Source organism: Sinorhizobium sp. 6-70 (assembly GCF_030124375.1).
Classification (GTDB): domain Bacteria; phylum Pseudomonadota; class Alphaproteobacteria; order Rhizobiales; family Rhizobiaceae; genus Sinorhizobium.
This window is the reverse complement of sequence record NZ_JASKLS010000021.1, coordinates 108,054-118,000: the sequence shown is the minus strand read 5'-3', so window position 1 is coordinate 118,000 and position 9,947 is coordinate 108,054. Positions and strand designations below refer to the sequence as shown.

Below are 9,947 nucleotides of genomic sequence, written 5' to 3'. Positions count from 1 at the left end.
ACGGCGACAACGGCGGCGGCGGCGACAACGGCGACAACGGCGGCGGCGGCGACAACGGCGGCGGCGGCAACGGCGGCCAGGGCGACAATAACCAAGGCGGCGACAAGGGCGGCGACAAAGGCAAGGCCGACGGCAAGAGCAAGGATAAACCCGAGGGCAACGACAAGGCTGGCGGCAAGGGCAAGGACAAAGCCGGCGGCAAGAACAAGGACAAGGCCGGCGGCAAGGGCAAGGATAAGGCTGGCGACAAGGACAAGGATAAGGCCGGCGGCAAGGGCAAGGACAAGGCTGGCGGCAAGGGCAAGGACAAGGCTGGCGACAAGGACAAGGATAAGGCCGGCGGCAAGGGCAAGGACAAGGCTGGCGGCAAGGGCAAGGATAAGGCTGGCGACAAGGACAAGGATAAGGCTGGCGGCAAGGGCAAGGACAAAGCCGGCGGCAAGAACAAGGACAAGGCCGGCGGCAAGGGCAAGGACAAGGCTGGCGGCAAGGGCAAGGACAAGGACAAGACCGGCGACAAGGCACCCGGCAAGGGCGGCGACAAGGCACCCGGCAAGGGCGGCGACAAGGCACCCGGCAAGGGCGGCGACGGCGCAGGTGCAGGCGGGCAAGCCAATAATGGCAAAGGCAACGGCGGCAGCGACGGGATTCCCGGTAATTCCGAGCAAAGCGACGACAACCGTTGATGCATGCATGGCGCGTTCCAATGAACGCGCCATGCAATCTGCGCACTTTATAAAAGCGCGCGCGGCAGGAAATCGCCTTCAGGCCTCACCTGAATGCGGCGTGACCTGCCGAGATTGGCGGGTTCCCGTAGCCTTCATGCGACTGGAAAGTCGCACGGCTACAAGGGCCCGCCTTCTTTTGCCTCATCCATTCCGGAGATGGTTTCTCTATACCGGCGGAAACCGCGGAGCGGTCGTTCCCGTACCCCACGATATTCTTGCGATGCGCGCAAACATCCGCAATCAGCGATCGTCAGCAATCATGCGCGAACCGGGAGATCGCCGTGCTACGCCAGACCGCCCATTCGCATTGGGCCTCGATCGACAGGCTCTCGGGTGGTTCACCGCGCCGTTGACAGTAAGACCAACTCTTTGAAACGACACGATTTCCGGAAAATTCGTTACGAACCGTCCTCGACTTCTTTAGAAACGAATGGCGACGCCGATGATCGGCCCGTGCTGGATCACATCGTAAGTGAAACCGTCATTGCTGTAGTCGACCCCCATGGCGCGATAACCGGCAAGGGCCGAGATCCGGTCGTTGATGTTGTAGCCGATCGCCCCGATCAGGTCCCAGTCCAGGTCGGCCTCGCCGGCGGCAACGAGGCCCCAGCCGGTAACGTACCACTCCGGCGTGAACGAATAGAGGCCGCGCAGGCCGACCAGCCCGTCGACCCAGGTTTCCTTGTCTTCCCACGAAACGCCGTCCAGAATGCCGCCTCTGAACGAAATCTCCGTCTCCGCCGACCAAACCTTGACGCCACCGATGACATCGAGACGGGCGCTGCTGTCGTCGACGACAGCATAGCCGGCGCCGAGGAGACCGGAAAAGGTCGCCGTTTTCACATCGACCTTATTGGCGAGAATTCCGCGCGGCGTGGCCGAATCCGTCGATACTTTCGCGTATTGCAGGTCCGTGAAGATGCTGAAGCGGCCGTATCTCGCATCGCCTGCCGCCATGAAGCCGAAATCGAGGTCGGAAAAGATGTCACTGAAGCTCTGGTCGATCTCGACCGTCGGCGAGCCGAACGACGCCGTGTCTCCGTCGATCCCCGCGATCCAGAAATAGGGCGCAAAGGAGAAGGACCACCCCTCGGGGCTTTCCTCGGGCTGGGGTTGAGGCGCCAGGGCCGGCAGGACATCTGCCGCGTAGACACGGGAGCGAGCTCCGTGTGGCTTTCGCGCACACCCGCCATCGCCCACTTCGGCGAGCCGGATGGCAACCTTTCAGCAACCCCTAGTCCCGATAATGCCGGCGCAATCGAGGACCGAATCGGATGGCCAAGGCGAGTTCAAAGAGGCGGAAGCGCAGCACGAGCCGGAAGGGCAATGGCGGCGGCATGGCGCCGTGGTATGTCGCGGCTGTCCTAATCATCGGCGGCATCGCAGCCTATGACCACCGGGCTAAACTGCCGGATCTGCCCGGCGCCTCCGAGGTGGTCGCCATGCTTTCACCGACCGAGACGAAGACAAGACCGGTGGCCGCACAGACGCGGCCGAAGCCGAAAGAGCATACCGGCTCGATCGCCAGGAAGCCGGCGCTCGCACCTCCCTCCCCGATCGTCGGAAAGCCAGCGCTTGTTCCTCCTGCTCCGGTTGGGCGACCGATGGAGCAGCCGACGCCTCGGTTTGCCGACGCCAACACGTTCTATTTTTGCGGCATTCGCAACGATAACTGCGTTGTCGACGGCGACACCTTCCTCTTCAAGGGCGAAAAGATCCTGATCGCCGACATCGACGCTCCCGAGACGAAGGAGGCGAAATGCGAGGCGGAACGCGCGCGCGGCTTCTACGCCAAGCAACGTCTGCGCGAGTTGTTGAACGCCGGCAAGTTCACTCTGGTCGCCTCCACTGGCAGCAGCAAGGAAAGTGGAACCCCGCATCTGGTGATGCGCAACGGAAGATCGCTCGGCGACGTTCTCGTCTCCGAAGGGCTCGTGCGCAAACGGGCGGGAGAAGCGCCTTCCTGGTGCGGCCGCTCCGTCGCTCGCGTCTCCGGCTGATCCATATCACCCCTTCGTTGCGCGCTCGCTCAGCCGAAGCGTTCGTGATCGGCGAGCACCGCCTCGATCACGCGGCGCGATTTCTCCACTTCGAGGCGATCGGTACCCGGAACCTCGGCATAGACGATGAGCGCCTTCCAGAGCGTCCAGCCGCGGCCGCGCGCCCAGGTCGCTTTGTCGAGCGGCAGTGCGGCGCGGAACACCTCGCGGCTCTCCCCGTGAAAAAAGGTCCAGGCGACCGAGAGGTCGCACGCGGGGTCGCCGATGCCTGAGGTGCCGAAATCAATGACGGCGCTTAACCGGCCGTCCTCAACCAGAAGATTGCCGGAACTGACGTCGCCGTGAAACCAGACCGGCGCCCCCTGCCAGTCCGCGGCGAGCGCCGCTTCCCAGACGGCGCGTGCCGCATCCGTATCGATCCTGCCCTCGAGGGCTTCGAGCGCGCGGCGCGTTTCCCCGTCATAGACGGTGAGCGGTCCGCCCCGGAAAAAATTGTGCTGCCCCGGCGGCGGCCCGTCGGTGGCGTCAACCTCCTGCAGAGCGACAAGGAACTCTGCCAAGGTCGTCGCGAAGGCGCTGAGATCGGCGACAGGCGCATGGGTCGCGATCTCGCCCTCGCGCCACTTGTAGACCGACCACGGCCAGGGGTAGCCCTCGCCCGGCCGGCCTTGAGCCAAGGGCACGGGAATGGGAAGCGGCAGGCGCGGCGCCAGCACCGGCAGCCATCGCTGTTCCTTCTCGACCTGAAGCGCATACGGCGCGGCACTGGGCAGCCGTACGGTCATGTGGCTACCCAGATGGAAGGTCCGGTTGTCCCATCCGCCGAACCGGACAGGGCTGATCGGAAGATGCGCCCATTCTGGAAATTGCACGGCGATCAACCGGCTGACGAGAGACGCGTCGATGGTCATCATATCCACAGTTGCATTGGCAGCAAAAGACATCGACCTTGTAGGGCATAACGCAGCAAAGCACAAAACCGCTTTCCGCGCTCGCGTCGTCCCTAAACTACGAGAATCCATAACATTTAGGCTTTCAAATCGCTTCAGCTGCTTCTTGTCATCGGCTGATGCCGCGCTAAGATGCGGATGTTTTTGATACAACCGCGGCCGACGGCGGGCCGAAGCTTGCGTGACGCACTCGCGCTTGCCCAAGCAGCCAAAAGACATCATGCGGCGCGCCGCGATGTACGACCGGGACTGTGACGAGCAAAGCCGGCGAAAGAACGAGACGTCACATGGGAAGCGGATGGGGCTGAAAGCATGATCAGACAGCTAACCTCGGGCGAGCGGCGATCCGCAGCAACCATTCTTGTCGCGCTGGTGATCGTCGGTCTGGCAATGGCGGCAGCGGGACGGGCCGACACGCTTGGCGTTCACGGTGCCATCGTTTTCCTCTACAGCCTCGTCCTGCTCTTTCTCGTCCTCTCCGTCATCTTCGACCCCGAACCGGAGCCATCGCGGCTGTCGCAATATTACGACGATCCGAGCAAGGTCGGCATCGTGCTGACGATGATTTGGGCGATCTTCGGCATGGGGGTCGGCGTCTGGGTCGCGGCGCAACTCGCCTGGCCGGAACTCGCCTTCGACGCGGCCTGGTCGAGTTTCGGCAGGCTGAGGCCGGCGCATACGACCGGCGTGATTTTCGGCTTCGGCGGCAATGCACTGATCGCCACCTCGTTCCATGTCCTGCAGCGCACCTCGCGGGCCCGCCTCGCCGACCAGCTCAGCCCCTGGTTTGTCGTCTTCGGCTACAACCTCTTCTGCATCCTCGCCGTCAGCGGCTATTTCATGGGTATCACGCAGTCCAAGGAATATGCCGAAGCCGAATGGTACGCCGATATCTGGCTGGTCGTCGTCTGGGTGACCTATTTCGTGCTCTTCATTCGCACGCTGGCGCGCCGCAAAGAGCCGCATATCTACGTCGCCAACTGGTACTACATGGCCTTCATCCTGGTCGTCGCCGTCCTGCATATCGTCAACAACATCGCCGTTCCCGTATCCCTGACGGGTGCCAAATCCTATTCGATCTATTCCGGCGTCCAGGATGCTATGGTGCAGTGGTGGTACGGGCACAATGCGGTGGCGTTCTTCCTGACCGCCGGCTTCCTTGGCATGCTGTACTACTACCTGCCCAAGCGCGCAGAGCGGCCGATCTTCTCCTACCGGCTCTCGATCATCAGCTTCTGGGGCATCACCTTCTTCTACATGTGGGCGGGATCACACCATCTGCACTACACCGCCCTGCCCCATTGGGTGCAGACGCTCGGAATGACCTTTTCCGTCATGCTGCTCGTTCCGTCATGGGCGTCGGCCGGCAATGCGCTCGCGACCCTTAACGGCGCCTGGCACAAGGTCAGGGACGACGCGACGCTCCGCTTCATCATGGTGGCCTCCGTCTTCTATGGCCTTACCACTTTCGAGGGCTCGTTCCTGGCGATCCGGCCAGTGAACGGCCTCTCCCACTATACCGACTGGACGGTCGGCCACGTGCACGCCGGCGCGCTCGGCTGGGTCGCCTTCATCACCTTCGGCTCGCTCTACAGCGTCATTCCCTGGCTCTGGAAGAAGAAGGCGATGTATTCCGCGCGGCTGGTGGAGGTGCATTTCTGGCTCGCGCTGATGGGCACCATCATCTACGTCTTCGCCATGTGGAACTCGGGCATCCTGCAGGGCCTAATGTGGCGCACCTACAATGACAGCGGCACGCTTGCCTTTTCCTTCCTCGAAACCGTCATCGCGATGCATCCCTACTACATCGCCCGCGCCTTCGGCGGTCTCCTGTTTCTCGCCGGGGCGATCGTCGGCACCTACAATCTGTACATGACCATACGCTACACGCCCGAGGACGCGACCGAGAAAGCAGCCGGCGATCTCCCCGTTCCCGGCCGCGGCGAAGCCGTTGCGGCGGGAGAGTGACATGCCCGAGGTTCACAGAAAGCTCGAGCGAAACGCCATCGGCTTCGTGCTTGCCATCATCGTGGTGTCGAGCATCGGCGGCCTTGTCGAGATCGCCCCGCTCTATACGATCGATGAAACGGTCGAGAGTGATCCCAACATGCGGGTCTATACGCCGCTCGAACTTGCAGGACGCAACATCTACATTCGCGAAGGTTGTTATGCCTGCCATTCGCAGATGATCCGCACCTTGCGCGACGAGGTGGAGCGCTACGGTCCTTATTCGCTCGCCGTCGAGTCGAAATACGATCACCCGATGCTCTGGGGCTCGAAGCGAACAGGCCCGGATCTCGCGCGCGTCGGCGGCAAATATTCCGATTTCTGGCATGTCGCCCACCTCATCAATCCGCGCGACGTAGTCGCGGGCTCCGTCATGCCCGCCTATCCGTGGCTCGCGCGCAACCCGCTCAAGATATCCGATCTCGGCGACCACCTCGCAGCACTCCGCAAGGTTGGCGTTCCCTATACCGACGAAATGATCGCCAACGCCCCCGCCGATGCGTTCGGCCAGGCATCGCCCGATGCCTCGCAAGCGTCGGGCGTCACCGAACGTTATGGCAACGACACGACGGTTTCTGCGTTTGACGGTGTTCCGAACCGGGTCACCGAAATGGACGCGGTTGTCGCGTATCTGCAGGTTCTCGGCAAATTGACCAAGGCAGCCAAAACCGAAGGCGCCGCCGGACAAGGTGGCTAGAGATGGGAGGCTAGCGATGGAAGTCGACCACAATACGCTGGTGGCATTCGCCAAGAGCTGGGGGCTTTTCTATCTGATTGCCTTTGCCATCGTCGTGCTCGTCTACGTGTTCTGGCCGAAGAACCGGAAGAAATTCGACGACGCCAAGAAGAGCATCCTGGATGACAAGGACGACAAGCCATGGCAGCAATAGAGCGGGATCCGGTGACGGGCCGGCTGACCACTGGCCATGACTGGAACGGCATCGCGGAACTCGATACGCCGATCCCCAAGGTGGTGATCTTCTTTCTCGTCGTGACATTTCTTTTCTCGCTGGTCTGGTGGATCCTGATGCCGGCATGGCCGCTCATCACGACCTATACCAGGGGTGCTCTCGGGATCGACCAGAGGACCGAGGTGGAGGAAAGCATCGAAGCGGCGAACGCGGCACGGTCGATCTGGCTCAGCGATCTCGCGGCCAAGGACTGGAGCCAGATCCAGGCGGACGGAACTCTGATGGCGAAGGTCAAGGAGACCGGCCATCGCCTGTTCGGCGACAATTGCGCGGTCTGCCACGGCGCGAGCGGAACAGGCGGTCCCGGCTTTCCGGATCTGACGGACGGCGACTGGATCTGGGGCGGCGATCCGGATGCGATCGCGCAGACGCTTCGCGTCGGGGTCAATTCGGCGGCCGAGGACACCCGCACGTCACAAATGCCCGCCTTCGGCCGCGACGGCGTTCTCGACAGGGCGCAAATCTCTGACGTGGCATACTATGTTCGTTCGCTCAGCGACCCCTCTCTTGCGACGCCCGAGACCGCCGACCGGATCGCAAAGGGCAAGGAGGTGTTTGCGGCCAACTGCGTCAGCTGTCACGGCGAGGATGCAAGAGGCAATGTGGATCTCGGAGCTCCGAACCTGACCGACAGCCACTGGCTCTACGGCGGCAGCGCCAGCCAGATCGTCACCACCATATTTGGCGGACGGATGGGGCACATGCCGACCTGGGAGGCACGTCTGGCGCCGGAAGAGATAAAGATGCTCGCACTCTACGTCGCGACCATGGGAGGTGAGACCCAGTTCACGGGGGAGCAAAGCCAGTGAGTGACGCGGCGCTCGATCGACAGTCCCGGGAAGCGGGCGAAGGTAGCCGGAAGCCACGCCGCCCTTGGTGGGTGCTGCCGCTGCTCTTCACCGTGCTGGCGATCTTCGCCGGTGCAAACGTCCATTTCATCTACGTCGCGGTCCGTTCCGACCCGGGCTGCGCGGCGCATCTGAAGGAACGCTCAGGCGTTGAAGGCGTGTACCGGGCGGCAGGATCCGCCTGCTGAACTCCCTGGATCGGCAACGATTTGAGGAAGAAATTGCGCAGCAATTCAAGAGTTTGCGGTGATCCTTGCGCAAAACGACGCGCGGCGCCGCAGGAGGAAGCGGGATGGGACCGAACGACATTGTCGAACCCTATGAATCGCCGAGGGCACGCCATCTGCCTCCAGCCACCGTGTTCCAGTGGTTGCGCAAGGGATGGCAGGCGCTGATCGTCGACCCGGTGCCGAGCCTTATTTACGGCGTCGGTGTCTTTCTCGTCTCTGTCGTCGTTATCTGGACGCTGTTCACCTTCGGCTACGATTACATCCTGTTTCCGGCGCTTGCCGGCTTCATGGTGGTCGCCCCGTTTCTCGCAATTGGTCTTTATGAGAAAGCACGCCTCACCGACGCCGGTGAAAAGGCGACGCTCGCAAAAATGCTCTTCGTGCGCCCCGCCTCCGGGGCCCAGGTGCTTTTCGTCGGCGTGCTCCTGATGCTGTTGATGGCGACATGGATGCGCGCCGCAGTCATAGTCTATGCGCTGTTCTTCGGCGTACGGCCGTTTCCGGGCCTTGATCACATCGCGCCGGTGCTCTTCGGGACACCGACCGGGTGGGCCATGCTCGTCACCGGCTGCGTGATCGGCGGTCTCTTCGCCGCCTTTTCCTTCGCGATCGCGGTCGTCTCGTTTCCCATGCTGCTCGACCAACGGCTCGACGCCTTCACGGCGATGGGAACCAGCATTTCGACCGCCTGGAACAACATGCCCGTGATGATCGCCTGGGGCTTCGTCGTGCTCTGCGCCTTCCTCATCTCGATCCTGACGGTAGGCGCGGCGATGATCGTGCTCTTTCCCGTCATCGGGCATGCGACCTGGTACGTTTATCAGGACATGAAATGAGCGCGGATCGTGCTTTGTAACGCCGCTACCCTTCCTGCCGCAGCGTCTCTTTCTGGGTGATCAGCCGGGCACTGTGCTGGCCGCTGAGGTAAATCCACAGCCAGCTCCAGGCGACCGCGAAGCGGCTGCGCGTGCCGATCAGGAAGTAGATATGGGCAATGCCCCAGATCCACCAGGCGAGCGCGCCCTTGAGCTTGATCCTGCCGAAATCGATGATCGCGGCACGCTTGCCGATCGTGGCGAGGCTCCCCTGGTGACGATAGCGGAACGGCCCCGGCGCCGGCTTGCGCTCGAGCCTGGCGCGGATCATCCGGGCAACATAGGCGCCCTGCTGCTTGGCGGCGGGCGCGATGCCCGGCACAGGCTTGCCCCCCTCCTGGATGACCGAAGCCGTGTCGCCGATGACGAAAACATCGGGCAGCCCGGGAGCGCTCAAATCCTTTTCAACGATGGCTCGACCCGCACGATCCGCCTCGATGCCGAGCCAACCGGCGGCCGGCGAGGCCTGCACGCCTGCGGCCCAGACCAGCGTGCGGCTCGGCACGAAGGCGTCGCCGATCATCACGCCGGCGTCGGTGCAGTCGGTGACGGCAGCCCCCGTGCGCACTTCCACACCGAGTTTTGCAAGTTCCCGGGCCGCATAGGCCGACAGTTCCTCGGTGAAGGCGGGAAGGATGCGCGGCCCCGCCTCGACGAGCACCACCCGTGCCTGTCTCGTATCGATGCGGCGGAACTCGCCCGGCAGCGTCCGATGGGCCATCTCGGCGATGATGCCGGCCAGCTCCACCCCGGTCGGCCCTGCACCGATGACGGTGAAGGTCAGCAGTGCATCGCGTTTTGCCGGATCGTCCTCGAGCTCCGCCCGCTCGAAAGCGAGAAGCACGCGCCGGCGAATGGTCGTCGCGTCCTCCAGCGTTTTCAAGCCGGGCGCTACCGGTGCCCATTCGTCGTGGCCGAAATAGGCATGCGTGGCGCCGGTCGCGAGCACCAGCGTGTCGTAGGGGACCGGCTTGCCGCTGGTCAGGATCACGCTCTTGTTAGCCGGATCGACACCCACGACCTCTCCCAGCAGCGTGGTCACCTCCGGCCGGTCGCGATAAAGATTGCGGATCGGCCACGCGATCTCCGAGGTCGCCAGCAGCGTCGTCGCCACCTGGTAAAGCAGCGGCTGGAAGAGGTGGTGGTTGCGCTTGTCGATCAGCGTTATCCGGACCGGCGCGCCGCGAAGATCGTTGACGAGTTGCAGCCCGCCAAAGCCTCCGCCGACGACAACGACGTGATGTTTTTCCTGCATCGCATTCCGCCTTGTTTCCAAGACTGTCCGCCTTCGGGAGGCCACACACAACCGCTTGTTCGACATGGCTCCCTTGCAACATC

11 protein-coding genes are annotated in these 9,947 nt (G+C 62.9%); 8 read left to right on the top strand and 3 right to left on the bottom strand.

Annotated elements, in window-relative coordinates:
- The coding region (locus tag QN222_RS28440) for a hypothetical protein (RefSeq protein WP_284005708.1) at positions 1-686 on the top strand (686 nt) is incomplete at its 5' end.
- A 462-nt stretch (positions 687-1,148) separates the two neighbouring features.
- Here the strand turns inward: QN222_RS28440 and QN222_RS28435 are convergent.
- Positions 1,149-1,928 carry a hypothetical protein gene (locus QN222_RS28435; RefSeq protein WP_283965393.1) on the bottom strand — a complete coding sequence of 260 codons (780 nt, stop codon included), beginning with the start codon at positions 1,926-1,928 and terminating at the stop codon, positions 1,149-1,151.
- 74 nt (positions 1,929-2,002) lie between these two features.
- Here QN222_RS28435 and QN222_RS28430 point away from each other — a divergent pair, with 74 nt between their 5' ends.
- The gene (locus QN222_RS28430; protein ID WP_283965394.1) at positions 2,003-2,728 is read left to right on the top strand and encodes a thermonuclease family protein; all 726 of its coding nucleotides are present in this window, start codon (positions 2,003-2,005) and stop codon (positions 2,726-2,728) included.
- Positions 2,729-2,757: 29 nt separating this feature from the next.
- Here QN222_RS28430 and QN222_RS28425 read toward each other — a convergent pair whose 3' ends face one another.
- A complete protein-coding gene (locus QN222_RS28425; protein WP_283965395.1) occupies positions 2,758-3,642 on the bottom strand; it encodes an aminoglycoside phosphotransferase family protein in 885 nt (294 codons plus the stop codon).
- 351 nt (positions 3,643-3,993) lie between these two features.
- Between QN222_RS28425 and ccoN the strand changes: the two genes are divergently transcribed.
- From ccoN to QN222_RS28395, 6 genes are all read left to right on the top strand, one after another.
- Positions 3,994-5,646 (top strand): cytochrome-c oxidase, cbb3-type subunit I, encoded by a 1,653-nt coding sequence (gene ccoN / locus QN222_RS28420; RefSeq protein ID WP_283965405.1) that lies wholly within the window; start codon positions 3,994-3,996, stop codon positions 5,644-5,646.
- A gap of 1 nt (position 5,647) precedes the next feature.
- The gene (gene ccoO / locus QN222_RS28415; RefSeq protein WP_283965396.1) at positions 5,648-6,382 is read left to right on the top strand and encodes a cytochrome-c oxidase, cbb3-type subunit II; all 735 of its coding nucleotides are present in this window, start codon (positions 5,648-5,650) and stop codon (positions 6,380-6,382) included.
- 16 nt (positions 6,383-6,398) lie between these two features.
- Positions 6,399-6,575, top strand: coding sequence for a cbb3-type cytochrome c oxidase subunit 3 (locus tag QN222_RS28410; protein WP_283965397.1), 177 nt, complete (start codon positions 6,399-6,401; stop codon positions 6,573-6,575).
- Positions 6,563-7,465 (top strand): cytochrome-c oxidase, cbb3-type subunit III, encoded by a 903-nt coding sequence (gene ccoP, locus QN222_RS28405; RefSeq protein ID WP_283965398.1) that lies wholly within the window; start codon positions 6,563-6,565, stop codon positions 7,463-7,465. The genes QN222_RS28410 and ccoP overlap by 13 nt, the downstream gene beginning before the upstream one ends.
- Positions 7,462-7,692, top strand: a complete 231-nt coding sequence (locus QN222_RS28400) for a hypothetical protein (RefSeq protein WP_283965399.1) — start codon at positions 7,462-7,464, stop codon at positions 7,690-7,692. The genes ccoP and QN222_RS28400 overlap by 4 nt, the downstream gene beginning before the upstream one ends.
- A 104-nt stretch (positions 7,693-7,796) precedes the next feature.
- Complete coding sequence (locus tag QN222_RS28395; protein ID WP_283965400.1) at positions 7,797-8,570, top strand: DUF2189 domain-containing protein; 774 nt, start codon at positions 7,797-7,799, stop codon at positions 8,568-8,570.
- A gap of 25 nt (positions 8,571-8,595) precedes the next feature.
- On the opposite strand, the gene QN222_RS28390 is transcribed toward QN222_RS28395, so the two are convergent.
- The gene (locus tag QN222_RS28390) at positions 8,596-9,864 is read right to left on the bottom strand and encodes an NAD(P)/FAD-dependent oxidoreductase (RefSeq protein ID WP_283965401.1); all 1,269 of its coding nucleotides are present in this window, start codon (positions 9,862-9,864) and stop codon (positions 8,596-8,598) included.
- Positions 9,865-9,947 lie beyond the last annotated feature (83 nt).